General features: G+C 40.3%; 29 protein-coding genes. 28 read left to right on the forward strand and 1 reads right to left on the reverse strand.

Translation table 11 applies throughout. From position 1 onward, the window contains the following. Positions 1 to 134: 134 nt before the first annotated feature. From CK1_RS04420 to CK1_RS04490, 15 genes are all read left to right on the forward strand, one after another. Positions 135 to 443, forward strand: coding sequence for a hypothetical protein (locus tag CK1_RS04420; protein WP_015525087.1), 309 nt, complete (start codon positions 135 to 137; stop codon positions 441 to 443). Positions 444 to 479: 36 nt separating this feature from the next. Further along, on the forward strand, positions 480 to 1,145 hold the full coding sequence (locus CK1_RS04425; RefSeq protein WP_015525088.1) for a single-stranded DNA-binding protein: 666 nt from the start codon (positions 480 to 482) through the stop codon (positions 1,143 to 1,145). Between the two features lie 23 nt (positions 1,146 to 1,168). Then, on the forward strand, positions 1,169 to 1,789 hold the full coding sequence (locus tag CK1_RS04430) for a hypothetical protein (protein WP_015525089.1): 621 nt from the start codon (positions 1,169 to 1,171) through the stop codon (positions 1,787 to 1,789). A 14-nt stretch (positions 1,790 to 1,803) separates the two neighbouring features. Further along, entirely contained in the window at positions 1,804 to 1,989 is a 186-nt protein-coding gene (locus CK1_RS04435) for a hypothetical protein (protein ID WP_015525090.1), read from the forward strand. Then, complete coding sequence (locus CK1_RS04440) at positions 1,980 to 2,387, forward strand: helix-hairpin-helix domain-containing protein (RefSeq protein ID WP_306288760.1); 408 nt, start codon at positions 1,980 to 1,982, stop codon at positions 2,385 to 2,387. The genes CK1_RS04435 and CK1_RS04440 overlap by 10 nt, the downstream gene beginning before the upstream one ends. Beyond that, the gene (gene recD2 / locus CK1_RS04445; RefSeq protein ID WP_306288761.1) at positions 2,359 to 4,026 is read left to right on the forward strand and encodes an SF1B family DNA helicase RecD2; all 1,668 of its coding nucleotides are present in this window, start codon (positions 2,359 to 2,361) and stop codon (positions 4,024 to 4,026) included. Before CK1_RS04440 ends, recD2 begins: the two co-directional genes overlap by 29 nt. Positions 4,027 to 4,725: 699 nt before the next feature. Next, complete coding sequence (locus CK1_RS04450) at positions 4,726 to 5,913, forward strand: P-loop NTPase family protein (protein ID WP_306288762.1); 1,188 nt, start codon at positions 4,726 to 4,728, stop codon at positions 5,911 to 5,913. 19 nt (positions 5,914 to 5,932) lie between these two features. Further along, on the forward strand, positions 5,933 to 8,005 hold the full coding sequence (locus tag CK1_RS04455; RefSeq protein WP_015525093.1) for a cobaltochelatase CobT-related protein: 2,073 nt from the start codon (positions 5,933 to 5,935) through the stop codon (positions 8,003 to 8,005). Between the two features lie 84 nt (positions 8,006 to 8,089). Further along, complete coding sequence (locus CK1_RS04460) at positions 8,090 to 8,770, forward strand: hypothetical protein (protein WP_015525094.1); 681 nt, start codon at positions 8,090 to 8,092, stop codon at positions 8,768 to 8,770. Then, entirely contained in the window at positions 8,760 to 9,239 is a 480-nt protein-coding gene (locus CK1_RS04465; RefSeq protein WP_015525095.1) for a hypothetical protein, read from the forward strand. The genes CK1_RS04460 and CK1_RS04465 overlap by 11 nt, the downstream gene beginning before the upstream one ends. Before the next feature lie 62 nt (positions 9,240 to 9,301). Continuing rightward, entirely contained in the window at positions 9,302 to 11,440 is a 2,139-nt protein-coding gene (locus CK1_RS04470) for a hypothetical protein (RefSeq protein ID WP_015525096.1), read from the forward strand. Further along, the gene (locus tag CK1_RS04475; protein ID WP_015525097.1) at positions 11,440 to 13,455 is read left to right on the forward strand and encodes a hypothetical protein; all 2,016 of its coding nucleotides are present in this window, start codon (positions 11,440 to 11,442) and stop codon (positions 13,453 to 13,455) included. Before CK1_RS04470 ends, CK1_RS04475 begins: the two co-directional genes overlap by 1 nt. Positions 13,456 to 13,508: 53 nt before the next feature. Beyond that, on the forward strand, positions 13,509 to 13,871 hold the full coding sequence (locus CK1_RS04480; RefSeq protein WP_306288763.1) for a hypothetical protein: 363 nt from the start codon (positions 13,509 to 13,511) through the stop codon (positions 13,869 to 13,871). Further along, positions 13,868 to 14,080: a hypothetical protein gene (locus CK1_RS04485; RefSeq protein WP_015525098.1), complete on the forward strand. Its 213-nt coding sequence runs from the start codon at positions 13,868 to 13,870 to the stop codon at positions 14,078 to 14,080. The genes CK1_RS04480 and CK1_RS04485 overlap by 4 nt, the downstream gene beginning before the upstream one ends. Before the next feature lie 133 nt (positions 14,081 to 14,213). Then, entirely contained in the window at positions 14,214 to 14,915 is a 702-nt protein-coding gene (locus CK1_RS04490; protein ID WP_353611121.1) for a PD-(D/E)XK nuclease family transposase, read from the forward strand. Between the two features lie 219 nt (positions 14,916 to 15,134). Here CK1_RS04490 and CK1_RS04495 read toward each other — a convergent pair whose 3' ends face one another. Further along, positions 15,135 to 16,214 carry an adenosylcobinamide amidohydrolase gene (locus CK1_RS04495; protein ID WP_306288764.1) on the reverse strand — a complete coding sequence of 360 codons (1,080 nt, stop codon included), beginning with the start codon at positions 16,212 to 16,214 and terminating at the stop codon, positions 15,135 to 15,137. 775 nt (positions 16,215 to 16,989) lie between these two features. Here CK1_RS04495 and CK1_RS04500 point away from each other — a divergent pair. The 13 genes from CK1_RS04500 to CK1_RS04560 form a co-directional block, all read left to right on the forward strand. Further along, positions 16,990 to 17,409 carry a DUF4313 domain-containing protein gene (locus tag CK1_RS04500; protein WP_015525100.1) on the forward strand — a complete coding sequence of 140 codons (420 nt, stop codon included), beginning with the start codon at positions 16,990 to 16,992 and terminating at the stop codon, positions 17,407 to 17,409. A gap of 45 nt (positions 17,410 to 17,454) precedes the next feature. Further along, complete coding sequence (locus CK1_RS04505; RefSeq protein WP_015525101.1) at positions 17,455 to 17,790, forward strand: hypothetical protein; 336 nt, start codon at positions 17,455 to 17,457, stop codon at positions 17,788 to 17,790. Then, a complete protein-coding gene (locus CK1_RS04510) occupies positions 17,756 to 18,169 on the forward strand; it encodes a hypothetical protein (protein ID WP_015525102.1) in 414 nt (137 codons plus the stop codon). Before CK1_RS04505 ends, CK1_RS04510 begins: the two co-directional genes overlap by 35 nt. Positions 18,170 to 18,236: 67 nt before the next feature. Further along, positions 18,237 to 18,590 (forward strand): hypothetical protein, encoded by a 354-nt coding sequence (locus CK1_RS04515; protein ID WP_306288765.1) that lies wholly within the window; start codon positions 18,237 to 18,239, stop codon positions 18,588 to 18,590. After that, positions 18,574 to 18,954, forward strand: coding sequence for a Cas9 inhibitor AcrIIA9 family protein (locus CK1_RS04520; protein ID WP_015525104.1), 381 nt, complete (start codon positions 18,574 to 18,576; stop codon positions 18,952 to 18,954). The genes CK1_RS04515 and CK1_RS04520 overlap by 17 nt, the downstream gene beginning before the upstream one ends. Before the next feature lie 11 nt (positions 18,955 to 18,965). Then, a complete protein-coding gene (locus tag CK1_RS04525) occupies positions 18,966 to 19,508 on the forward strand; it encodes a DUF7666 domain-containing protein (RefSeq protein WP_015525105.1) in 543 nt (180 codons plus the stop codon). Beyond that, the gene (locus CK1_RS04530) at positions 19,505 to 19,825 is read left to right on the forward strand and encodes a hypothetical protein (RefSeq protein ID WP_015525106.1); all 321 of its coding nucleotides are present in this window, start codon (positions 19,505 to 19,507) and stop codon (positions 19,823 to 19,825) included. Before CK1_RS04525 ends, CK1_RS04530 begins: the two co-directional genes overlap by 4 nt. Positions 19,826 to 19,833: 8 nt before the next feature. After that, positions 19,834 to 21,696, forward strand: coding sequence for a PcfJ domain-containing protein (locus CK1_RS04535; protein WP_306288766.1), 1,863 nt, complete (start codon positions 19,834 to 19,836; stop codon positions 21,694 to 21,696). A gap of 102 nt (positions 21,697 to 21,798) precedes the next feature. After that, positions 21,799 to 23,988 carry a PcfJ domain-containing protein gene (locus tag CK1_RS04540; RefSeq protein WP_015525108.1) on the forward strand — a complete coding sequence of 730 codons (2,190 nt, stop codon included), beginning with the start codon at positions 21,799 to 21,801 and terminating at the stop codon, positions 23,986 to 23,988. 917 nt (positions 23,989 to 24,905) lie between these two features. Then, complete coding sequence (locus tag CK1_RS04545; protein ID WP_015525110.1) at positions 24,906 to 25,478, forward strand: hypothetical protein; 573 nt, start codon at positions 24,906 to 24,908, stop codon at positions 25,476 to 25,478. Further along, on the forward strand, positions 25,462 to 26,010 hold the full coding sequence (locus tag CK1_RS04550) for a hypothetical protein (RefSeq protein ID WP_306288767.1): 549 nt from the start codon (positions 25,462 to 25,464) through the stop codon (positions 26,008 to 26,010). Before CK1_RS04545 ends, CK1_RS04550 begins: the two co-directional genes overlap by 17 nt. 314 nt (positions 26,011 to 26,324) lie before the next feature. Then, positions 26,325 to 26,474 (forward strand): helix-turn-helix domain-containing protein, encoded by a 150-nt coding sequence (locus CK1_RS04555; protein ID WP_279231466.1) that lies wholly within the window; start codon positions 26,325 to 26,327, stop codon positions 26,472 to 26,474. 70 nt (positions 26,475 to 26,544) lie between these two features. Beyond that, positions 26,545 to 26,991: tyrosine-type recombinase/integrase (locus CK1_RS04560; protein WP_306288768.1), on the forward strand; the 447-nt coding region annotated here is incomplete at its 3' end.

The following is a 26,991-nucleotide window of genomic DNA, read 5'->3' on the forward strand; positions in this document are numbered from 1 at the left end:
GGTCATTTAGAATGAAAATTTCTAAATGGCCTTTTTTTGTTGCAAAAATATGGCAGACAACAAGTACAGATCAGCAAATAAGGAAAGGAGGATCATAAAAAACACAAGGAAACTCAGAATGCAAGGAGGGCGTTATGAAACGAAAAAAGATGGAAAAGGAGGTCGTGCACCTTCTTGAATGGATTATCGAATATCCAGGAGTATGGCAGATTGTATGTAATCCAGATGGAAAAGAAACTTCGCCTGAATCTTTTAAGATGGCATATGATATGCTGGTCAAAAAATCTCTGTTTTATCTGATACCGGTATTGTTTGCAACACATCCGGGAGAAGAATCACTGGAGATGGCAAAAAATTTATGTACGGCTGACTCTGCTGCCCGCGAGATCCGAAAAAATGGTATGGGAGCATTAGTCAAATGTATGCGGGAGCATCTGGAATGAAACTGGAAAACCTTATAAAGCTATGGGAGGACAACTATGAATAAATCAATCATGATGGGACGAGTAGTAAATGAGCCTGATTTACGCTACACACAGACAGAGAATGGAGAACTTGCCATTGCAAACTTTCGCTTGGCGGTAGACCGGAAATTTGTACGAAGAGGAGATCCGGAAGCAGATTTCTTCAGCTGTACGGCTTTTGGCAGAAAAGCAGAGTTCGCGGAAAAATATCTGTTTAAGGGTATCAAGATTCTGGTAGAAGGTCGTATGCAGAATGACAACTACAAGAATCGGGCTGGTGAAAATGTCTACGGCATGCGGCTTATGATTGAAGAGATTTCTTTTGCAGAAAGTAAGAAAGCTTTAGAATCTGGAAATGACGAGCGGGAAGAACTGGAAAGAGAAACGAAAACGAGGGCATCTTCTAATCGAAACCGTTCTGACCGTGCAGAAAACCAGCGTTCAGCTTCCAGAAGCACCAGAAGTGAAAGAGCAGCAGAACTGGATGACCGTGACTATGACAGGGAACGTGAAGGTGGAAGATACAGAAGCAATACCAGGACAGATGCATCGGATGACAGACGGAGATCAAATTCTGGCGGGACAAGATCCAGAGGAACTTCGGCAAGAAGCCGAGAGCGTAGTCAGGATATTGATGACCGTTACATGGAAACAGATGATGAAAAACTGGATTTTGACTGAGCAAATCATAGGAGGAAATGCTTATGATGGAGGAAATGAACAAATGGTTGTATGCACATAAAAAGCTGTGCGTGATAACTGGAATTTTTGGTCTGTTAGTATCACCATTTTTATGGCCGGTATTTCTGGCAGTGATCATACAGTCCCTTTCACTGGTCATTCCGGTTGCAGCAGGATTGTTTTTCTATGAAAAATTTATTATGAAAATGGACAAGGAGGAAACGAATGAGAATGATGATGATAACAAACAGCAAAAGAACCATGCAGATGCCCGTAAAGTACATGCAGATGCTGAAAAGACCGAGGATTTACCGAAAAATCATGAGAAGAGATCGGAAACGATAAATTTCGATAATCAGGAGAAGCAGTCAAGATGCAGGGCACAGGCTGCCATATGGTACGAAAATGAGGGATGTGAGCGGATACAGGCGATTCGGAAAACTCTGGAATCTGAAAATCGACATCGTTTTTCAGTAAACAGGGAAGGAATCTGCTGGATTTCCATTGGAAAAAGGAAATATCAGAGGGTTGGAATTTTAAAAGGATATCCTTCCGGACAGACAGAGGTGATCCGGGAAAAACTAAAGAAAGATGGTTTCATCACCAGTATGGGATGCAATAACTATCTCTGGATCTCATGGTAGAGAGGAGCTGAGACATGAGTATTTGCTGTAAAGCCATCCGGCAGATCTATTATAATGCAGGAAGTGGATATACGGTAGCTTCCTACATGACCAATGAAGATTTACCGGAGGAAGTAAAAAACAGAAGAATGGAAATTATGGAATATTTCAGGCGTTTGGAACCGAACTTCCGACGAACGAAGGCCTGGATGTGGAACTGACGGGAGAATGGAAACCCACAAAATATGGAATGCAGTATAGCGTGAGTAATTTTTCAGTAACCATGCCAACCACAAAAGAAGGTATTCGGGCATATTTGTCGTCATCCCTGATTAAAGGGATCGGACCGGCAATGGCAGCCCGCATCGTGGAAACGTTTGGGGAAGACACACTGAATGTTTTTAATGACAGCCCGGAGAAACTTCTTCAGATAAAAGGAATTACCCAGAAACGCTTAGATGATATTTTGGAAGGATATCAAAAAAGCAGTTCTATCCGGGAACTGATGATGTATTTGTCCCCTTTTGGGGTGACTCCTGCAAAAGTATCAAAAAATACAGGAGAAATTTGGCCCTGCTGCAGTTATGATCGTGAAGGAGGAGCCTTTCCGGCTCTGTGAGGTTCATGGATTTGGATTTCTGACTGTTGACCAGATTGCAGTAAAGGCAAAACATTTCCGTGCAGATGATCCCCTTCGTATCAAAGCTGCTATTCTGCATATTATGTCAGAAGCAGAAGGCGAAGGACATTTGTATTTAAAAAGAGAGGACATCATTGAACGTGTCGAAAAACTTTTAAATCATAACAAAGATGTTTCAACGGTCTCTGAACGGGCAATCCGGGATGCAGGCAATGATATGATCCATACAGATGGGAGCCTGATCTGCCACGATGGAGGGTTTTATACACGCAAAAGCTTTCAGGCCGAACTGGGAGCTGCTGCCGCATTAGTCAGGCTTCATATGCAGACTGGAATGGCTGTAAATGTTGACCGTATTTTAAGAAAGATCCAGAAAGAACAGGATATTATTTTGAATGCGAAACAGCAGGTGGCAGTAAAAAATGTCTTTGAAAACCCGGTATCCATCATTACAGGAGGACCCGGCAGAGGAAAGACTACGGTGATCCGTTTCATCATTGCTGTACAGGAAGCGTTGGATAAAAATGCGGTGATCCTTTTATGTGCACCTACAGGCATCGCCAGAAGACGAATGCGGGAATGTACAGAGTATCCAGCACTGACGATTCATAAATCCATAGGGCTTACAGGAGAAGCTGGAGAGGAAGAATGGAAGAACGAGCAGCCAATTCCAGATGACCTGATCATAGCAGATGAGTTCAGCATGGTTGATATGTATCTGGCGGATAAACTGTTTTCCAGTATTAAATCCGGTGCCAGACTGGTTCTGGTGGGTGATAAAGATCAGATCGAATCCGTAGGGCCTGGAAAAGTATTTCAGGAGATCATCGATTCCGGCGTATTTCCGGTAACTGTCTTAGATGAATGCTTCCGGCAGGAAGGGAATTCTACCATCAACCAGAATGCCATTAAGATCAATAAGAATCAGCTGAATCTGGTGTTTGATGATACCTTTCGGTTTATTCCGGCTTCCACACCGGAGGAGGCTTCTCGAAAGATACAGCAGATCTATCGAAAAGAAGTGCTGCAGGGAAACGGTTCTCTGGAAGAAGTGCAGGTGATGTCACCGCTTCGGAAAGATACGGAAGCAGGTACGGATGCATTGAATCTGGTATTGCGTGACATTGCGAATCCAAAGCGTTTCGGTTATCCGGAAATCACAAATGGCAGGAATACTTACCGGGAAGGTGACCGGGTCATGCAGACAAAAAACAACGATGAAGTAGCAAATGGCGACATTGGAGAAGTCGTAGGGATTTTTCGGAAAGATCAAAAAATGGTCATGCGTGTAGATTTTGGGGATGGCCGGGTCATGGAATATCAGGAGGAAGACTATTGGCCGCTGACACTGGCATATGCGATTACGGTACATAAGGCTCAGGGCAGTGAATATCCGATGGCAATCCTTCCAATGCTTCCATGTTTCCGGTGGATGCTTCGCAGAAACATTTTCTATACAGCAGTAACAAGAGCCAGAGAAAGGTTTATAATTGTGGGAAGCAAACGTGCAATCGCACAGGCTATCCGGACGGATTACATCAGCCGGCGAAACACCATGTTTGGGTACCGTATCCGAAAAATATATGAAGCAATCCTGGAACAGGAAAAGACCGCATAAAGAATGAATGACAGGCAGACGTTGGAAAAGTCCAATGCTCTGCCTGTTTCTTTCCTTCGTATGCAGAAAATCACAAAAATAAAAGAGGAGGGAACAAGATGCAATCTCTTTGTTTTTATGCACCATGGATTATGAAAGAACCCATTCCGGACCCATTTCGGATGATGTTGGAAAAAGCAGGGAAAAAACGGATCAGTTATGAGGAAGCGGATTGTTCCATGCAAAATATCAGGAAGCAGGGAAAAGTCTCCCGCCTTCATGGGCCTACGTTACATGCACTTCTGACACTGATTCAGATTCGAAAAGGAAATGACTCTGGTGCTGCCGGTATACAAAGGGGCAGGGATACCATAAATTATTTCTGCATGGAATACCCTGGAAAACAGGGAAGGTATGTAATGACCTATAATTCGAAAAACGGACGTTTCAGTGGGATTTTAAAGACAGAAGAAAAAACGAGAAGCTTCCGGGAATCCGGGAAGGCAAAAATACAGGGGAGCAGTATCTGGCTCTTTTGGCGTATGCAAATCTGGTCCCGGATAATCCTTTGTATAACGAAGAGTTCCAAAGAAATTTCCGAATACTCGAAGAACAGGAAAAAATGAATGGGAAGACAAGGAAGCTGCACTGCGGGCAGCATTTATCTGCTGCGATGCCATATATTGCGAAGTCATAGCAAATCCGGAGCGGGCAATCCCGTTGGAAAAGAGTCAGTTCCATACAGAAGAACTGGAAGATGTGCTTCCGGAATATAAAATTGCGGCCGGGGTATATGCGCCAAACGATGAAATCTATGGAAAGTTTCATGTGCTTTTGCCTGTAAATGAGAAGACAAAAAGAACACTTTTTGAATTAAAACAGATCTACTCTGGCAGATGGGATGTAAATGAAAGGACAAAAGAAAGGATCCCTTCGCTTCCGGAAGACTATCTGGTAAGTAAAGAAGCTGAAGAAATCCTGCAGATGGTGGATAAGACACCGGCAAGGCTGTTTATGATGACAGGCGATGCCGGTACTGGAAAGACAACGGATGCCAGAATGATCGCCCAGATCTTAGGGCTTCCATATTATGTGTTCACCTGTGGACCTGGAACGGATGAACTGGAACTTTTAGCGACCACCGTGCCAAATATGGGCGGAACAGCACATCTGGAAATGGAATTGCCACGTCTGGAAGACATTGAAATGGATCCGGCTTCAGCTCTTGCAACGGTAAATGGCATTTATGAAGAGGGGATCAGCCGGGAAAAAGCTTTTCGGGAGATCCTGAAAGCAGTTTATGAAAAAGGCTATGAAAAGTCGAAAAATGAAAAAGACTTCCTATTAAAAGAGTCAGAAATCGTAAAGGCATGCAGGGAACCATCTGTGATTGAAATTCAGGAGCCGGCCATGATTGAAAAACCTGGGACACTTACGAGATTAAACTCCCTGTTTGACGATGGAGCTGTAACCGATCTGGTAAATGGAGAACAGATACGGAGAAATCCGGATACGATTGTGATCATGACCACCAATCTGGATTATGTTGGCTGTCAGAACTTCAACCAGTCCGTTCTTTCCCGAATGAACCTGATTCAGCCAAAGGAAGCCCTGACAGAAGAGGAAATGGCAAAAAGGGCAATGAAAAGAACCGGGTTTAAAAACAAAGAACTTCTGTCCTTTATGGCTGCCACGGTCTGCAAGATCCATGAATATTTGATCGAACAGGACATTACAGATGGCGTATGCGGATACCGGGAATTGGAAAACTGGGTGTTAAGTTACATGGTTTCCAATGATCTCAGGAGGTCAGCATGGACAGCACTGCTCAGTAAAGCATCCATGGACAGGGAAGAACGGGGAACTATGGAACGCGTCTTTCTTCTTCCTCATTGTGATGTGGATTAAAAACGGATGGAGGAAACGAATGAAAAAGGCTTTATACCGGAAACGGATATGTGCAGAGAAAGAAAAACTGACACCGGAAAAAGTATTTCATACGCCGCAGTATCGTGATCTTTTGACCTCGATCGGGCATGAAATCACGGGTGGAAAGTTGACTACATTACGGTTATACGATGATAAAAATTCAGGGATTGCAGGATGGAATCAGGGAGAAACAGTTGCCGTAAATCTTGGAAACCAGATTACGTCAAGTTTTCTGACACTGGAATTAAAAAGTGACAGTCTGATCGGGATTCTGGGACATGAATGCGGACATTACCGGTATACGGATTCTGCACTTAGAAAAAGGTATGCCGAGAATATGTTAAATGGCAGCTGGTATCCAAAGGAGCCAGTACCGGAAAATGCACAGGAAAAAGAGGCATTGGATGCGATGAATGTCTACTTTGAAAGAAAAGATAAAGCAATTCTTTCTATCTTTCTGCAGACAGCATCTTATCTCAGCAATCTTTTGAATGATATGTACATAGAAGAGAAGATGTGCGCCCTTTTTCCGGGAAGCATCCGCAGGGGAATCCTTATGAATCGTGACCGGAATGTGGAATGGCTTCCAACACTTAGGGAAATGCTGGAAACGGAGAAAGACAGGTTATCTATTCTTATGAACCTGTGTGCACAGTATGCCTTGTCTTCAAGGGTCAATGCCTGGGATGGTGCGGATTACGAGCTTATTGATACACTAAAACTGCTTATGCCGGTCATTGATGAAGCGGGAAAGGCAGCAGATGACATGGAGAGATATCTTGCCACCAACCATATTCTTCTGATGATCTGGAAATATTTTGCGGAAATCATAGACGAAATAGAGAAGAACAGTACAGAAAATGAAGAGCAAAAGCCAGAACAGGAAGAGCGTGAAGGGCAAAAGGAAAACCAGATTGAATCCGAAGAAGAACCGGAGGAAGAAAAGCAGGGTAACACAGGGGCACAGACTGAGCAAAATGAAGATAAGATCAGAAAAGAGGATACGGAACAGGAGTCGGAAACAGAAAACAAAGCAGAAAGAAACGGAAAGGATCAGGAAACGGAAGGCCATGAAAACGGGCGCACGGCAGAGCTTCAGAAGTTTCTACAGCAACTGTGTGAAAATCTTCCGAAATGTGTCAGGGAGTCTGGCGGCTTCGAAGACAAACAGAATGAATGTGGCATCCCTGCCTCAGAAACGGAAGCATCCAGTGATAATGCCTTGCAAAAAATCCTTTATGAAATGGCGAAAGAGACGCTTGATGAAAAGATACAGAAAGAAATTTTCGAACATCTTCAAAAGGAATTGATGGAGATACCGTTTGAAGAAGGCCATGACCTGGTACAGAAAAAACTTTGCCGTAAGACCGAGATATCAGATTTTTTAAAATTACAGACAGAAAAGTATGAGGGGCAGCTTAAACAGGTAAAAAAGAGACTTCGCCTGAAACTGCTTCCTATATTGAAAAATCAGAAAGAACGCACGGAACATAAGCTTTTTCTTGGACGTCGGGTAGATCTTCGAAACATAGCTGCACCGTCTGGGGCAGTATTTAAGAAACAACAGCCAGGAAAAAAGCTGGATATCTGTGTGGCTGTGCTGGTCGATAATTCTTTTTCCATGTGTGGGGAACGGATGGATCATGCCATTCTTGCAGCACTTTGCCTGTATGATTTTTGTATGGAATCAGAAATACCGGTTTTGGTGTGCGGACATCATACAGATGGATACCGGCATGAGAACCTGAAAGACGAAACGGTGTATCTGCATTGCTGCGCAGATTTTGAAACGGATGAAAAGGATCGGTTCCGGATCGCTGGTATGCAGCCTTATGGAAGCAACCGGGATGGAACTGCATTGTGGTATGCTGGCAGCCGGCTTTTAGAACGACCGGAAAAGCAGAAACTGCTGTTTGTGATCAGTGATGGTGCACCTAATGCAAACCAGTATGGAGGCACAGGGGCAAAAAAGGGACCTTCAGAAGATTCGGAAAAAGCTGCTGCAGCAGGGAGTATTCTTTCAGACGGCTGCAATCGGAAGCGACAAGGAAGCAATTCAGGAAATTTATGAGGAATCTTTTCTGGATATTACGGATCTTGAACAGCTTCCAGCTCTTCTGACAAAGAAATTGCTGCGTTTTATCAGGAGGTAAGGATGAACAGGAAAAACAGGAAAGAAAAAGAACAGAATACGGATGTATCAAAACAGATCTGTGTTCATAAGACACAGAATACGTTACTGGAATTTAATAGCTTTTTGCGGATGGCAGAGCCAAAGGATTTCTGGCATTTTCACGAAGACTTTGCCAGCGATTATTCCAGGATCCGCGCTGTCATGGTTGACTACAGCAAAGAAGACAGCATCAGCGTTTATGCAAATCTGAGCCCGGAAATCATAAAATACCTGTACTCCCGTATATGGAATAATGTACAGGAATTTAAATTCTTCCAGCAAAAGATCTTTTGCGAGGATAAAAATTCCAACATGGGAAGAGTTACAGTATTTTCCATACAGAGGAAGGTTCGCAACAACAAAGGAGAAGTTTTGAATTATCCGTGGGTTGTCAGGATACAGAATGGCACCGGTGTAGCAATGCATAATGCCAATGGCGGCCAGTATTGTAAAAAAGACAGCTATCGGAAAGAAAAAGAGGTTACCATACAGCTGAAAGATGAGGAAATCTTCACACTGTTTGCAAGAACTTCTGCTGTGATCCGGGCATTTGAACAGGACTGCATGACACGCCGCAGACAGGCTGGAAATTTCCGGAACTTGTACAGAATGATAGAAAAACTCATTGTGGGAACTGAGGAGGAAAAAGATAATGCTGCGTAAAAGAATAAAGAAGAACACATTGAAATGGAAAAAAATCTATGCGGAACAGTTTCTTGATATGATGGACGAGGAAGAAAATGCTTTACAGAAGATTTATCTGACAGGGTATGTACTTGAACTGAAAAAGAACCGGTATTTTGCCGGATGGTACAAAGACCGGATCGTTTGCCGTTCCCTGGAGTATGCACGTTATTTTCCGAGTGCTGAGGCAGCGGAAGAGTATGTACATAAGTATCTGGGATTTGCAGGCATGACCTGTTATATCTGCCATGTAAACTGGACGCTGGCTTCCTGCGGGAGTGAAAATATGGAAGATAACGAAGAGAACTTGTTAGAGGAAAATGGTAAGATCCTTTCGTTTACAAATTATGCAGATGTAAAGCAATACCAGAAACAGCGAGGCATGGAACATTCTACAATGGCGATCACTTATGCAAGCCGGAAAAAGAAGATTATCCTGGCAGCATAAGAACAATTTTGGGGGACTGGCGAACAGTCCCCTTTTTATATGGGAAAACAGGAGGAAATTGGATGGAATGGAAGAGTTATGAAGAATGGCTTGATATTACCCTGTACCGTCAGATGACGAACCTGATCTATAAGCTGTCATCTAATGAGGAAAAATATAAAATTTATATGCAATTAAAAGAAAATGACATGTTTCTGGAAAAGCCGAAAGTAGACATGGAAACCGCTTATGGACTGCACTATCCGGGAGAAGTCCTGGAGCGCATCGGAGAACATCTGACCTTGACAAAGCAGACATACCGTGCCCTCGGACTTGCCCTGGCAAGGATGATGCCTTTACAGGAGACCTGTATGTTCAATGGGGCACAAAAGGATCTGTTCTGGAAAAAGATGAAACAGATTCTTGGAGAGAAAGACCTGTTTTTGATCAGTATCAATTATATCTGTGAGGAAAAGGAAAAGAATCGGTGGAAACAGGCCATGCATGCGTATCCATTTGAGCGAGCAGAAGAAATGCTGTTTGCCATGTCCATCCTTCCGGATGATGAAACACTGTGGGAAGGCATAAAACAGAAACTTGCTGACAGCTTTTCAAAGAACCGGAAGATATCCGTATTTACTGAATGGAATCTTTTCGTGTGGATGGTAGGCAAAGTAATGACAAAGCTTAAAGGGTATCGCAAAAAGGATCTGGATATCCTGAAACTGCTGGTAAAGTTAACAGGCACAAATGCTAAAAATGCGGATGCCGTTTTGGAAAAACGTATGCGTATGTTTGGATATTCCGACAAAGAGACCGCTTTTTTAAATTTTGTACTGATGTATTTTGTAGAGAGACCCGATCGGATAAGCCTTTCCGGGTTGACAGCAGAAAAAATTAGTCTGAATGTATTAGAGGCATTTTTGCCCGGAAAAGAGACATATCCAGAAGAAGCTTATGTACTTTGTTCACGGATTTTAAGAACATATGGGAAACTTTCTGTCCGTATCGACGGTAAAGAACGGCTGGAAAAATGCATGAATGAAACGTTCAGGGTGGAAAATGTAAAAACGTTTCTTACGTTGTTTCCATTTAGAAGTAATGAACCGGAAGAGTGGCACTACATTGATCTGACAGAAGAAAAATGGGATCCTCTGGTAAAAGAACTCTCTTCGGAAGAATTTGAAGCGTGTGTTACAGATACTCTGAAAGGCAAAACATACAGTACGAAAAGTTTGCTGAAGTATCTGGAACGTTATGAAAACCTTACAGGAAAAAGATACCAGGATGTTTTTTGGAAAAAGAGTGAGCCGGAACTACATGTGGTTTTCAACCGGCTGATCCTGCATGGGATTTTGGATGGAAAAAAGTATCTGGAAGAGTTTGTAAAGGATTATAAAAATGAAGAGCCAGATTTGGAAAAGAAATGGGAATTTATGGCAGGATATTTAAAAAGTGAAATAAAGGGTCTTTGTAATGAGCATTCCTATCCTATGCTGAAATTTTTAATCAATGAGATTGGAATGGATGGATGCGAATTCTTAAGCCCCTGGAGGATTTTAAAGGAAACTTTCTCCTTGGGATACTATGCTATCCAACATAGAGAGTGCGAATTTTTTTCGCCAGTTCTGGGAAAAAAGGAACACCGGGAACTGTTTTCAATGGTAGAAAAGAAGTTCTTTTATGAATATCCGGATATTTATCCAGAATACCTGACGGCCTTACTTTTAAAGGAAAGTACAGCACTTTGGATGGAACAGTCAGAAGCATATGAGCTTTCCAAATTGCTTCTTCCATTTATAAGTGATTCTTATCGAAGAGAAACCCTGTATCAGAAATATATGACAGAAGAGGATCGGAAAAGATATCAGGAACGGAAAGAATGGCTAAAGGAACAGAAAAAACGGATAGATCACTGGAAAACTGAAAAAAACATCAAACAGCAGTTTAATCAGATATTACGGGAAAACAGAAAAACGGATAAGGAGATTCAGTCTATTTATGAGTTTTACAAGAATGGTCGTTATTCATATGGCCATAAAAAGCTCTACTGTAAGATCGTTTCCTCGTATTTAAAAGATAATTTTGCAGGAACAGCGAAAAAGCCTATGGCAAAAAAGGAAGCTCTGTATCTTCTTAAGCTGGCAGAAAATATGTACCAGGACGAATGCATGGAGTTACCGGAGATTACTGAATTAATAGAAAGGGCAGAGGTAGCGTGATGATCGAAAGAATCTTAAATCACATGAATATTTACAGGGAAATGAAAAATGCAGCAATTCCCCTGAAACTGATAGGAAAGAAAGGGGAAGATTCCTGTATGAATGCGGCCAGACTGGTAAATCAGCAGGAACTTTCCGGTCTGATGGAGGGGTTAAATGAGGAGACGATTTCTTCTCTGATGGACGATCCGGAAATACTCAGCTATTTGGGGAAAATGAACAAAAAGGATTTTTCTATTTTAGAACCAGACCGCATCAGAATGGTCATAGAATGTGCAGGAAATGAAAAACTGTCCGAATTCCCCTATAAAAAGATTGAGAAAGTACTGGCAGATAAAGAAATCCCGGACCGGATCGTATATGTTTATCTGAAATATTATGCTTTTCTGGAACCGAAAGAAGAGTTAAAGAAACAGCTTGTAGCAAGTCTTGAGACCTGCATTGGTGAGTTTGATGTTGCCCGTGCGGGAATAAAGATACGCATGCTTTTGATAAATCCGGCTTTTTCAACGGAGCTTCTTTATGAGCTGCTCAAGGATGAGGAATCATTGGCATTACTTTTGAAGCAGGATCTGATGGAACTTGTAAATTATTTATCCGAGTTTTGTAAAGAAACGGAAAGCTTAAATAAGAAACAGCTGGAAGAACTGAGCCGGCATCCAAAAGAAATTCGGAATGGACTGGAAGTAATTCTCACTCAGATTCCAAAAGAATGGCAGGCCTCTTTTCTTCACTTGTGGCTTTGGAACGAATCATTATATGCAGACATTCCAAAGCTGATAAGATTTTTGACAGGTCCGGATGCAGATTTTAAAAAGATTTCAAATGGAAAGGCAGCCTATGTGAACACTCTGTATGGAAATCCGCTTCCAGATATGGATCTTTATGAGCTGACTTTGGAAAAGACAGAGCTTATCCTGTATGCCATTACGAAACGGAAGAAACATTTCCTGGAACTTTTGCGAAAGAATGGAGACTGGCTCATAAACCTTGACAGGAATTCGTTGATTCTGGATGAAGAGGTTTATAAAAGATGCCTGAATCTTAATACTTTAAATGAGCAGAATTTAAGGGATTGTGAATATATGGTAGTTCCCTGGAGAAAGAGTGAAGAATCACTTTTTTCGAAGCCTCGTGTATTTGAAGAATTGAAAATCCTGTACAATGTAAAAGCAGTCTATATAGACCTGTATGATCGTTTAGCATACTCCAAAAGTGATGATCGTCTTCGGGTGATTCGTGAGTTGATAAAAAGAGACTGCCTGACAGATGCATTAGAGGAAAATCAGGTTGAGCGATTGGCAGAAGCTTTGTCAAAAAAGCCGCTTTCCAGATGGATGCAGGAGGATTTTAAAAACATTCGAGATCTTCGGCATGAAACAGCCATATGGATTCTGATATTTTTAATGGATTTTACTGAACTTTTAAAAGAGCTTACAAGGGATAATCAGGTTTACTTCCTTTTACATAATCAGAATCTTTTAAATGGCTGTTCCGGATTACCTGCATTGATGGACAAACTGCTGGCCCAGGATCCTTCCTGGAAGAATTTAAAGACAGAATTGAATATTTCGGATGCTTTTGTTGCGGAAAATAAATCCAATATCCAGAAGTTCATTTATGAAGGCGGCGCTGAGATCATGACTTCCTTTCTGAACAGGCAGCCGAAAAAGAAGGAAGAGATCCGAAGAATCGTAAATGCTGAGTTATTAGGAAAATTCATGGAGCTGAAATACCATGAAGGAGATTTGGAACAGGAAATTGCTTTTCCAATAAAAAGAGATACAGAAGAAATCTGGAAAGAAAAGCTGCTGCGCGTGGATTGTGGATGGGAAATCTGGGAAGAGGACAGCCTGCTTCCGGTCATGCAGATAGGAGAAGTACCGCTGCGCAGCTGCATTTCCTATCGGAATGGTCCAAATTGTGATTGTCTGTTATCCTGTTTTGATGCAAATAAAAAATTATATTTATCAAACACAATGGTAAAATTGTATTTCGTGCAATCCTCCGTCTGACAAAGGGATCTTTTGTAGCTGCGGATGAAAGGAAGACGATTGAGTTTGTTGATGTGACTGTCAAAAGCGAACCACATGAAAATAAAGCAGAAGAACTGGTTTTGTTTTTGGAACGTTATTATCAAAGCGGACTTAGCGAACAGGAAATACGAAAAGCAGTAAATTTAACTGCTATGCTGGTAAAAGAAAAAGCAGAAAAACTTGGAGCAAGGCTTGTGCTTAGCAGCAGTTATAAGAATGTTCTGGAAAATAAAAACTATGTTTTGACAAACTTTTATATGTATATTTCCGCATCTAAAAATGGAAGCCAGTATCTGGACAGCCTTGGAGAGGTCGCTGGTGTCAGTGCTTCCGGAAGTTATACCTGCAATACATTTTTGCTGGAAGTAGAAGAGAGGAGAGAAGAGAGCTTATGAATATACGAAGAGCAGGAAGAAAAGTAGTAAAAAACCTACATAAAGGGTATGGCATATATCGGATCGGTTTTGTAAATATTTATGGTGAAGAAGATGAAACAGAATTGGACGCCATGAACATCAATGATCTGGAAAGATTATGGCTGTCCCTTTGTCCGGAATTTGAGTGCAAGGGAAACAGTGTATGCTATGTGGAACGGGTAGGTTAAAAAACACCCGATGCAACTCGGGGAAAAAGTGTCTTGTAAAGGTCATTCATTGATGCTAAGATAAAATAAACAAAAGCTTTTTCGAAAATTTCTTCATAACATAAAAAGAATAAAGTGGGAGGTGACAGCGAACGTGGCAGATGAAAAAATTGTGCCAGAGAACGGATTGGAAGTACGTTACGAAAGATATAAAGTTATTATTAAGAATTTTACACTCATGAGTGACATATTTATGAGAAATGTTTTCAAACAGAGAGAATGCCTGGAATATGTTCTGCAGGTCATTATGGAAAAACAGGATCTGAAAGTAATTGAGCAGATCATCCAGAAGGATTATAAGAATCTGCAGGGACGATCCGCAATCATGGACTGTGTTGCCAGAGATTCCGAAGGCAAACAGTTTGATGTGGAGATCCAGCAGGATAATGAAGGTGCATCACCTAAGAGGGCACGTTACCATAGTGGTTTGATGGACATGAACACTCTAAATCCAGGTCAGGATTTTGATGAATTACCGGAAAGCTATGTGATTTTTATTACCAGGGATGACATCCTTGGGTATGGTTTTCCTATTTACCATATTGACAGGCATATCAAAGAAGCCGATGATAGCTTTCAGGACGAAGCACATATTATATATGTGAATTCCAGAAAACAGGAAGACACAGAACTTGGGAGACTTATGCATGATCTGCATTGTAAGAATGCGGATGAAATGCACAGTCCAGTTCTTGCAAAGAGGGTACATGAATTAAAAGACACGCAGAAAGGGGTTGAGCTTATGTGCCATGAAATGGAAAAATTTATAGCGAAGGAATGGAAAGCGGCGAACTAAAAAAGCAAAAGAAACAGCTCTTTCTATGGCAGAAGAGGGGATGGATGTTAAGAAAATTGCCCGCCTGGTTAAAGTAAGCGAAGACGATATCCAGAAATGGATTGATGAAAACATGTGTGTAGCGAAGTAAATAAAAATAATATTATAGTGGGTAAGTCGGTTTTCGACTTACCCATTTATATTAAAAGTTAGAAATTTTGAGCACTATGTCCAACAATTCTAAATAGCAATATACAATAAAAGCAGATACATAAGCTGTTCTTTTAATGAAAAATGCAGCAATCCGGGCTGCTCCCATGCTTTTGCCGGATATGCTTTTTCAAAAAAGTCTCCATCTTTCCAATAGAGTCCATAAATCAGAAGACGTTTCCCTTCCCGGATAGCTTCCGGCTCCATAATCAACTCCCAACGAACCTGATCCATAAGGTGAAGATAAAGTGATACACATAGAACCAGGTTACTGGTACGATTGTGTGCAAGAAACTTCTGCTCCAATAATGAGGGCATTTCAAAAGAAATCTTAAAATCATTAAAAATTTCTCTGTATTCTATATAAAACTCCCACAAAGTAGCAGGTGTGATCTTATATCTTGCAGTGCGTGCAGATAAAAGAAATTGTCTCGGGCCAGAGGCCGCTGTTTGTTTAAGAAGAGCTTGTTTTACGGCAGATTTCACGGATTTTCCAATCAGTTCACCAAGTTTGGAATGTCCAGAAGCATCCGTAAGAGTTCTGGTACCACAAAGATTAGAAGCGATTACAATTCTGTCAGTTCCAGAACCTGTTGCGATCTCTTCGGAATAGCAGCTTCCCAGCAATAACTGAGAAACAGCAGCAGCTTTCGATTCTCCACAGAGCATCAGTGCTCTGGACATTGCTGCATCAGTCAAATTCTGATTAATGAACAGAAAAATATTGATTGTTCCAGGAGGAAGCATTTCATAATTTCCGTCCTCTTCATAGTAAGAAGCAGGATCGCCGGGATGCATACCATTGGAGTCAATTCCGCCGGTTACAACAGCAGTTACCGTAAGATCCCGAAAGCATACTTCTTCTATAGCACGTAATTCCGTCCAAGCTGCGGTACTTAATGCAGTAGTGCAGGAAGGGGAAAGCCCAAGGGCATGGACATGTGCAGCTAGATCTTTTTCGTAAGTATCTCCCAGCATTTTACATTCATAAGAACCATTCATACAATTGATATTTACAACATGAGAAAGGTGTCTTGTAATGCCGCCGTTTAAGGGACTTGTACTAAGAACTTTTGCTTTTTGTGAAAAAGTGAAGATGGTATTTCCCAATTTTTGCTCGCAGGTAAAAAAGCTTTCATTACATTTCCTTCTTTTATTTTATTTATTTATTTTATTAATATCTTTTGATCACGTCAAGTGACATATTTTCACCGCTTAAATTCTATAATTTTCACAGATTCTTAAAATTTATACCATAGTATCGTCATAAATATACTGTATATTAATAACTGCAGATGCTAATTAAGGTATCTCATTTTTAAATATTTTTCTTTTTCATATGCCGGTACGAAAGTATCGGTCTCCTTCCTTTTTAGGACGTATTATTATAATTTGCACAAATCTTAGCCCATAAGAGAGTGACGCTCTGCATATCCTCGACAGAGCGTCCTTGTGCGTTTATGGGATCTTATTTTTCATAATATATTCCAATATATGCTTCCTTGAAAATTTTCCTGATGGACGTAGAAAGGGCAGAAAAATAAAAATGGTAAGCGTATTTGAAAAAATGCTAAAGTAACAAGATACAGTATTCTGTTCGCGGTATTTTGTTGACGAACACAATATATTGTGTTACCATATAAATGGATTATTTTTATGCATGGTTTGCCACGCAGTAAAGTTTTTGTTCCGGATATGCTGTTCCGGGAGCAACATTTAGGCGAAGGCCTTTTATCAATAGGAAGACATCAAAAATCAAAAGAAGATTTTTGGTGTCTTTTTTGTTGTCCAAAAACGAAATGTGAAGTGTGCAAAAAACAGGAAGGGAGGAAATGTAAAATAATCCACAAAAGATGAACAGGAAAATCAAAAAAGGAGGCAGAATATGGGACAGGATATATGCATTCGAAAAGATGAAAAACCATTGGGATATGACTGGGAATGTGGACATGAGGAATTATATGTCAGAGTGAATATGTACTACAACGGATCCCTGTATATCGGATTATGGCAAGAGCAAAAGGAATGTGAGGAAAAGCTGGAATTATTCGGAGATCTTACAATTGGAGTTATGGGATTCCTAAGGCCAGGGCAGGCAATAATCTCGGATTGCGGAGCAAAAGCAAAGGTTGCGTTTATTGAAAAGTATAAACTCGGAAAAGTTATAGGTAAGAGGAAAATCAATTATGGCAGCTATTATGTCGTAGAGTTTAATCTTGCACGACTTGCACAGCTCGATCCAGAAGGTACGGAAAGATATCTGCTCGAAAATGGTCTTGATCAAAAAGAATTTAAAGCAGATTAGGGTAAAGAGGTACATTTGAAAACCAGGCAATAAAGGTGGTGCGGCATGAAAGACGACGAATATAAGGGATATTACTGTCTGCTGATTGCAATCCTGTGCAATTTGAATGCAGCGGAAGCCAGCACAATGTACGAATACGGACCAGATCATCCGCTTTGCCGGAAAATACTGAAAAAGAAAGTTCGGAAACCGTCCATAAAAAAGCTCAAGGAAACAGAACAGGCAGCGGCTATGAAGGCTCTTCTTGATCAGGGATACAGCCAGGATGCAGTATCGGAAGCATTTCAGTGTTTTCCATCTACGGTCAGGCGCAGAGTAAGAAAATTCACAGAAAGGAAGGAAACGAATGACAGATCAGAAATTGATTGCAGGAATATTTAATGATTTTTTAGGACTTTATACGGGTAAAATTCAGACCGGTATCCGTCCTTTAATTGAAAAATATAAAAACCACCCCATGTTGATGGGACTCCTCTCCAATTTGGATGAAGCGGCAAAGATTCAGGCACCGAAAGCCATGAAAGAAATCTATTCTTTCTATAAAGAATATCGTGGCAGGGATCTGGAAGATGCTGATTGGAAGGAACTGACGGAAAAAGCCCGTCAGATCTGTGCAGGATGGGAGGAAAATGAATGGGTTCGCCGTATTGTACTGGAAATAATCAGCCTTTTGGATTCTGATGATGCTGAGAGACGCAGGATTGCATTGGAAGTAGAAAAAGAAATGGAAGCGGCTGAACAGAAAATGAATGCGGCATAAAAAGCAGGCAGAGGCAGGAGATTTTTTCTTCTGCCTCATGTTTTTATCAGGAAAGAAGGGACCGATTATGTTAAATGAGATCATAAAAACTGCAGAAGAATTAAATACAGCAGCATTGTATTACCGCCAGAGTGGGAATATGGATGGTGTGCGGGAACTTGCCAAAGCACATGCAGTTTCCAAAAAACAGACAGAGGAATTTATTCAAGGCAGCCGTTACCGGCTGGTTGATATACCGATTGAGGAAAGAAAGTTTGCGAATGCGTCTGAAAAACTGCGTGCAGAAATGTTTGCCTTAAAGGATGCAGGCTTTGCGGACATCATAGGACAGTATCTTGTAAATCTTGCCAAAACGGATTCTGCTTTAGATGCACAGGTGTTAAAAAACATAAGATGCTTCAGAGATGTTTGGATTACGTGACGCAAAAAGCCTACAACATTGCACTGGAGGGAGCGAAAAAAAGGGAGAGAACGGCATTCGGGCCAATACAGGCCTGGCACTCTCCGGCGACCAGGTTTTTCCCTGGGTACTTGAATATTATGCGAAAGATGATGAAAAAGAAATAGCAGAAAAAGAGCAGGAAGAAAAGAAAAAGATTCAAAAGGAATGGGATTCGGTAAATAAGAGAACGAAAACAATACCGAAAAACCAGGGGACAAAGAAAGATTCCGAGGCGCATCCCAAAGAAGCAGCGGAGCAGGAAGAAAAGCATATCAGCAAGAAAAAATCAAAAGATTCCGGGCAGATGTCCTTGTTTGACATGATGCAGCCGAAAGAGAGTTAAAGGAGAAGGATATGATCGCATATAAAGGATTTCAAAAGGATTTGAAATGTCGGGGCTTTCAGTTTCAGGAGTATGGCATAAATGAAACGGAAAAAGCAAACTGTAGACAAAATGGATTTCATTGTGCAGAAAACCCACTGGATTGTCTCTGCTATTATCCGAATTGGAAAAATTCCGTGTATTACATAGTAGATGCATCAGGGGATTTGGATGAAGATGGGGAAGATTCAAAAATCTCCTGCACAAAGATGCGCCTGTTAAAGAAAATTGAATTGAGAAGCCTGTTATTACATGGAGCTGCTTACATGGCGAAATATCCAAACCGGAAATGGAACTCCCATGTTGCAAAAGAAAACGGGACCAGCTGCAACGGATTTTGCATTGTACGTGGAAAAGACCCCAAAGCCAAAGGACAAAAGGGCGATTTACTGTTACTTTTAAAGGAGCAGCCTGGCAACAGCCAGATACTGGAAATTGGGGTCATCTGTATCGATGGTCAGAAATATCCGGAGGAAGCATGGATTGATGTGACTGGAAAGCTGGTGGAGTTATGAGAAAAAAGAGGTTGATGGAGTTAAAACCATTAAAAGTGATGAATAGGCATATCGCCGATGCAAAGAAAACGGAAATATCTTTGAGTACACTGGAGAAACAAAGGGGTGAACCCGGAAAATATCGGATGTATTGTCGGGCAGCAGTAGAAAAAGGAATTTTAAAAGTGTATTTGTTTGCCGTAACGGATATTGAGGAGAATATAAACTTTCCAAGGTACCGTCTGTTTATCAGCAGAAAAGAGAGACGGTTTATTACCTATGATGAAAAATTAAAAAATGGAGAAAGGCACTTCTTGAAAGTATCTTATGGGATGTAAGAACTAATTTGGGCAACATCTATGTAAATGGCTGTGATACAAAGATCATCCAAAAATATTTAAAGACAATACAGCCTGCAATCCGGGCACTGGAAGAGTTTCAGGCGAATATCCGTAAAGAACAAAGGATACGTCATGATAAAAAACTTACAGATTCATGGGACCAGGTGATGAAAACTGTATCTGGACTGCCTAAGAACTGGATCGGATGGGTTTCAAAATATGGAATTACGGAACACTATATCTTCTACAAGTATCAGAAAAATGGTGCTACAGAAGGATACTGTACATATTGCAAAAAACATGTTCCTATCCGCTCACCCAAATATAACCAGAAAGGACAGTGCAATGTGTGTGGACAACCGATTACTTTTCGTTCTGTGGGAAAGTCTGGAAGATTTTGTACAAAGTGGTACAGAGTCTATCTTATCCAGAGGAGACGCAAGACTTCTGGTTTTGTGCTCCGGATCTTTCATGCCAGAACGTGGTATAAAAGGGGCGGCTATACAGATTGCGAAACTACCTGCCATGAAGAGCAGAGAAGAATCTTCTCTGCAAATGGAAAGGAAATTTCCAATTTCGTTTATGATCTGTTCAAACAACGGGAAATGCGTTGGATTTCGTGTAGAAGTTCTTGGTATTATACTTGCTGTGACAGTCAATATAAAGGAATGGTTTATCCATATACCCTGTCGGATCTGTCCAGGCATGAATTAAAAGAAACAGGTCTGCGTGAGTACGCCCTTGGTCAGAAAAAGATAGATCCTGGAAAATATCTTTACCTGTGGAAGACGTATCCGGTACTGGAACAGATTGTAAAGACAGGGCTTTTCCAGTTAGTTGATGATGTACTGGATTACAGGACAACAGATGCAATAAAAAGAAAAGGTAGAAAACCAACAGAATTCCTGTCCGTAGATAAGAAAGAGTTTCGAAGACTCCGAGATATGAATGGCGGGGTAAAAGAACTTAAATGGCTGCAACTTGAAAAGAGTACAGGAAAAACAATCGGGGATGAAGAAATATGCTGGATGGTAAAAGAAGGATTTGAACCAAACGACCTGAAGTTTGTTCTGGATCAGATGAGCATCTGCCAGATTCGACATTATCTTGTGAAACAATCAGAAAAATCCGGGGATGATATCAGCCATGTGCTGCAGGTGTGGAACGATTATCTTTCTATGGCAAAAAGACTGGGAATGGATATACATGATTCCATTATTTACCGTACCAGAGATCTTCAACTGCGCCATAAAGAGGCGGTTTTGAAGATAGAAGAAATGAAACGCGGAATCCGACGCAGGGAGCTGGAAGAAAAGTATGTCGGATTTCAGAAACATCTCATTGATTTGAAAGAAAAATATGAGTTCAGTGACGGTGAATATCAGGTTATTGCGCCAAAGAGTATCGATGACATCCTATATGAAGGTGATACGCTTCATCACTGTGTAAATAAGACGGATACTTATTTTGACCGGATCGTTTCAAAGGAAAGCTATATCCTGTTTTTGCGGGAAAAAGAGAATCCGAAAGTACCGTTTTATACACTGGAAGTTGAACCAGATGGAACCATCCGGCAAAAACGTGCGGAATTTAACCGTCAAAATAAGGACATTGATAAGGTGACTTCTTTTTTAACATTGTGGCAGAAGGAAATTCAGAAGCGATTAACCAAAAAAGATCGTAAGAGCACAGAAGAAAGCAGGAAACTCAGGCAGCAGAACTATCAGGAGATACGTGATAAGCATGTAGTTGTCCATGGCGGAGCATTTGCTGGGGAACTTCTGGCTGATCTTTTAGAGAAAGACTTAATGGACCTACCAGTGGAATCGGCAGAAAACGGAGAAAGCCCTACTGAAATAGCGGCGTAAATAAAAGGATAAAGTGGATGCGGCAGGGAGTTCCCCTGCTGCATTTGAGCAGAAAAGAGAAAATGACATTATATACAGCAGAAAATGAAGGAGAGGACGGAAATGAATAAAAAAGAATTGCGTAACATGAAATTGCTGGAAGCTACGGATGAACTGATAAAACTTGCAAAAGAAGATGTGCCGGTAAGAGATGAAGGATACTATACGGAGCAGCTGATTTATCAGAGGGGGCTATATTTACGTGCAGAAGTAGAAAACAATATTTTAAAAGTAGCATTTTATCTGGCAGAATATCTTTCCACGGATTGTCGGAAACCTGTATATACATTATACGTTGATAAAAAGAACGATGTTTTTAAAGGGTATGATTACCAGACAAAGAAATGGTCAGAAAGTATGCTGGATAAGACCATTTTTTCAAAATGGTTATATCAGGAAAATTCTTATATGAAAGAGGCGGATACAGCGTTGATCCAAAAGTATCTTGAAAGTGAATATGACGATGCTTTTTATGCACTGTATGTATATCAATGTGACCAGAGACACCGGAGGCTGGGAATGAAATATGAAAAAATTCTGACAAGCTGGGATCAGTGTATGGATAGACTTCCAAAAATTCCGAAAGACTGGCTGAGATGGCAGAAAAAAGTTGGAATTACCCAGAATTTTATCTTTTATCATTACAGCCGCAGGAAAGATCAGACAGGATATTGTAGCTGGTGTGAAAGCGAAGTTCCAATCAGCCATCCTCACCATAATGCAGTGGGGCATTGCCCAAAATGCAGACATCAGATTCAATATAAAGCATTAGGGCGGGCCAAAAATATAGAAACCCCAAAAGAGACTGCATACCTGCTTCAGACCTGTGGAGATAATGTGTTTGTTTTGAGAGAATTCCAGCTTCAGATGCTCATAGTAAGCAGCTCATATAAAAAACCAGTATATTCTTTCTTTGAGCGCCGGAGAATCCTGTATGATGAAAAATTAAATACAAAAGAATATTATTTTGGCCGTCATCATTGGACAAAAGAAAGCCGATGGATCCAGGGTAAATTACAGGTTCCACTGTATCCAGGTTACGGTGGCTATATGACATATGAAAAATATAATATGGGAAATATTTATGGAAAATCACTGTATGGCATTAAAAACAAGACATTCCGTAGGACAGGATTCTACGAATATGCAAAAGTCAAAAGGTTTTTAGATCCGGTAAGTTTTTTTGAAATGGTTAGAGAAAGGCCCTACCTGGAACGGCTCATTAAAGCAGGACTTTATCATCTGGCAGAGGACATTATGGATAATAAAGCACAGATCTATTGTGAAGATTCCGGAGAACTTGGAAAAGCACTGGGAATTGACAGATTCCGCTTAAAAAGGTTGCGTACAAACAATGGGGGAGAAATTTTCCTTCAATGGCTGTTGCTTGAAAAAATCCAAAACAAATTGATCCGTGACGATGTGATTTCGTGGATGTGCCGGGAAAAGCTTAAACCAGCGGATCTTATGTTCATTATGGACCGTATGGCTCCTTTACAGATCAAAAATTATCTGGAAAAGCAGGCAGCAGAAAGTGGGGAATCCGTGAAAGACCTGATCAAAACATGGAAGGATTATCTCAATATGGCAATTCGGGTCGGAGTGAATGTGCAGGATTCTGTTATCTACCGTGCACGAAAGCTCATGCAGAGACATAATGAAATGATAAAAGAGATAGAAGCAAAAGATTTGATTTTAAGAGCCGGAGAGCTGGAAAAGAAGTATCCGGGTCTGAATCGTATATGCAGGGATTTGAAAAAATATGAATATGCGGACAAAGAGTATCAGATCGTTGTGCCGGAAAAAGTGGATGACATTTTGTATGAAGCAAAACTGATGCATCACTGCGTAAATAATACAGAAACCTATTATGAACGAATGAGCCAGCAGGAATCCTATATCCTGTTTTTGAGAAAGGCAGAACAACCAACGGAGGCGTACTATACGCTTGAAGTGGAACCGGATGGAACCATAAGGCAGACACGTACTTTTTATAACCAGCAGAATGAAGATATTGAGCTTGCAAGGGATTTTCTTATAAAATGGCAGAAACAATTAAAAAAGAAACTGGCAAAAGAAGATTATAAACTGGCTGTAAAAAGTCAGAGTCTTAGGAAAAAAGAGATTGACGAGCTCCGCAACAAAGGCGTTCGTGTAAACGGTATTGGGTATTGCAACAAATTGCTTGCTGAAATTCTGGAGGAAGATTTAATGGAGGCTGGGAATCGAGAACTGGAAGAACAGGCCGCATAATAGCAGATTGATATATCACAAAAGTAACTTTAACAGTAAAATGAAATTCCTGTGAAAATTTGGGGATATTTACAGAAACAGCTCTGAAATTCTCTTTTATTTAAGTATAAGGGATTTTATGGAATTCCTTAAATATACTCGAAACGGAGGATGAGATTTGGAGGAAAAATTAAAGTTGCTTTGGCTGATATTGATCTTTGTTGATTTTGGGCTTATGTTTGTTTCATTTCCAATCTTAATTTATGTGATTTTTTGTATGACATGAATACAAAAAGTCTTCTGTAAGTGCCCTTTTCCGGTGAAAAGACCGGAGGGGCATTTACATGTATGCAACAGTTTATGTATGTATTCGCAGGAATACGAGTAAAATACTACGCAGCTGCTACTGTTTAAAGCCTGTAGTGAAATTGACATTAAATATCTGGAATGATACGATAAAATTGAACATTTTGCAAGGCAGATTGCATAAAATTTTATTCTGATACGAGGTCAGAATTTTATACTTTATACCGCGTCTGCGGATCAACCGATAAAGACACAAAAAGAGTAAAATGGACTCTTGGAGTGTCTTTTTTTGTTTGGCAAAATGTTTTGACATGTATCAGATCCAATCACGATAAAAGGAGGAAAGAAGTTTTTATGCCACGTAAAATCAGATCAAATTACATGGAGAAATTCAAATTTGTGTACAATGGCAGAACTTTTGAAAGTAAGCATAAATGCTGTAATTTTTATGGAATATGTTACCGTAGTGTAATGGCGTATCAGAATCAATATAAATGTAGAACTGAAGAAGCGATTACACATTTTATTGAATTGAAAAAAGTAAAGAGATCATATTCCGAAATCGAAAATGGGCCAGCATTAAGACCTGCTGCGAATTTTATGATTTAAACGAAGATTCTGTCAAGACCGATATGTGGAATCGAAAATGCACACCACAGGAAGCGATTGAACGGGCAATAGAATGGAAAAAAGCACATGAAATCACATATCATGGTGTGAAATACCCATCACTGCCTCAATGTTGTGAAGACCTGGGAATAAATCCTATATCCGTACGTTTGTATATGGAAAAAAATGGGGTTTCTTCTACACGTGCGATTACACATTATATCAAATCTAAAGAGAAAAGAGCCTTTGAATTCCGTGGAAAAGAATACAAAAATTTTACGGAATGTTGTCTTGCGTATGGATTAAAGCCAAAGTCAGTAAGTTCAGCAGTATTTAAAGCGAAACGTCCTCACGCGGATGTTATGGAAGAAATTATCTCTCATATGGAAGGTTGTATGCCAAAAGAAGTAACGAAAAAAGAAGAAATTCCTGAAAATCAGGTGATGTCTAAAGAAAGGCATCGTGCGAAAGAGGCTTTTTTTATGAGGGAAATAAATATATCTCACTTGGACAATGTTGTGAATTCTATGGAATTAATGAATCTAGTGTACGCAGTAGAGCTTGGCGAAAAAAGTGTACATGGGAAGAAGCTGTGAAATATTATATTCAAAAAAGGAAACAGAAACACCGAAAATGCAATTCTTTTATAAAGGGAAAAAGTATAAAAGTGTTTCAGCATGTTGTGCTGAATACGGAGTTAATGCTTCCAGTGTGCGTAACCGTGCCAAAACAACAGAATGCAGCATTGAAGAATCTTTGGATCATTTCATAAAGAAAGCCAGAATGGAAATACAGCCGTCGGTATTTATTTTTAGAGACAAAACCTATAGGTCTTTGGAAGAATGCTGTCTGGAATATGGAGTCAACGCTGACAGTGTATCTTCAAGAAAATATAGATTGAATTGTACTATGGAAGAATCATTGGAGCATTTTATTGAAAATAAAGATATGATTGCCGAAAGAATACAAAAATTCACATTTAAAGGAATAGAATATCGAAGTCTCCGGGCATGTTGTCAAAAATATGGTATTGATGATATATGTGTGAGACAAAGAGCACGAGATAAGAATTGTTCTCTTGAAGAATCGTTTACACATTTTATGACGAGAAAAAGGAAAAAATGTTAAGTAACCCGGAATTTGAATATCATGGAACTGTTTATCCATCGCTTAAAGTATGCTGTGAGGAATTAGGAATAAATAAAAGCAGTGTAATAAGTCGAAGCCATAGGGCAGGATGCAGTTTACAGGAAGCAGTGGAGTATTATGTCAGCCAACAGGAACGTAGAACATTGGATTAATCTATAAGGCCAGCAGGCAGCCTTTTTTAGAATTTATATAATAGAGAGGAGGAACGGTCAATATCATCTGCCTGCAGATATTGACCGGTTATATATGTTGCGAAAAAAACACAGCCGGAAGCAAACAACGATAAAATTCTTATATCCGTTAAAGAAGCCTGTGAGCTTACAGGACTTTCTGAGAAAACAATGAGATCATTGATGAATGAAAACTGTTTCATGGTACGGATTGGGCGCAGAACACTGATTGATAAGAAAAAATTTCAAAAATGGATAGATCGGCAGTCTTGAAAGCTTTTTTTTGTTGTGCTAAAATATATATCCAGTGCCATGCATTATCATCAGAAAGGATGGTGGTGTTATGGGCAAAAACTTAAAGGGTAAAGAATTAGGAAAAGGATTATATCAAAGAAAAGATGGACGATATGAGGCCAGAATTTTCGTTCGCGGTACAGGAAAAACGTTTTCAATTTATGGTACAAATTTACAACATCTAAAAAAAGAAAGAAATGCCTACCTTGCTAATGTTTCCCCCGGAATTGCAGGATATGATCCTAGAATTTCTGTTTCAAAGTGGTATGAAAAATGGATGCTTATTTATGTGGTGCATTCTGTTAAAGCAACCACTTTAAGTAACTATGTAAATGGTTTTGAGCGAGTAAGAGAATATATTGGTTACATGAGGTTAATAGAGGTCCGTCCAACACATATTCTTGACATGATAAAGGGACTCGAAGAAGAAGGATATGCACGTACAACGGTAATACAATCATTAAGTGTAGTCCGTCAGCTTTTCAAAAAGGCATAT

Source organism: Ruminococcus sp. SR1/5, from assembly GCF_000209835.1.
Lineage (GTDB): Bacteria > Bacillota > Clostridia > Lachnospirales > Lachnospiraceae > Blautia_A > Blautia_A fusiformis.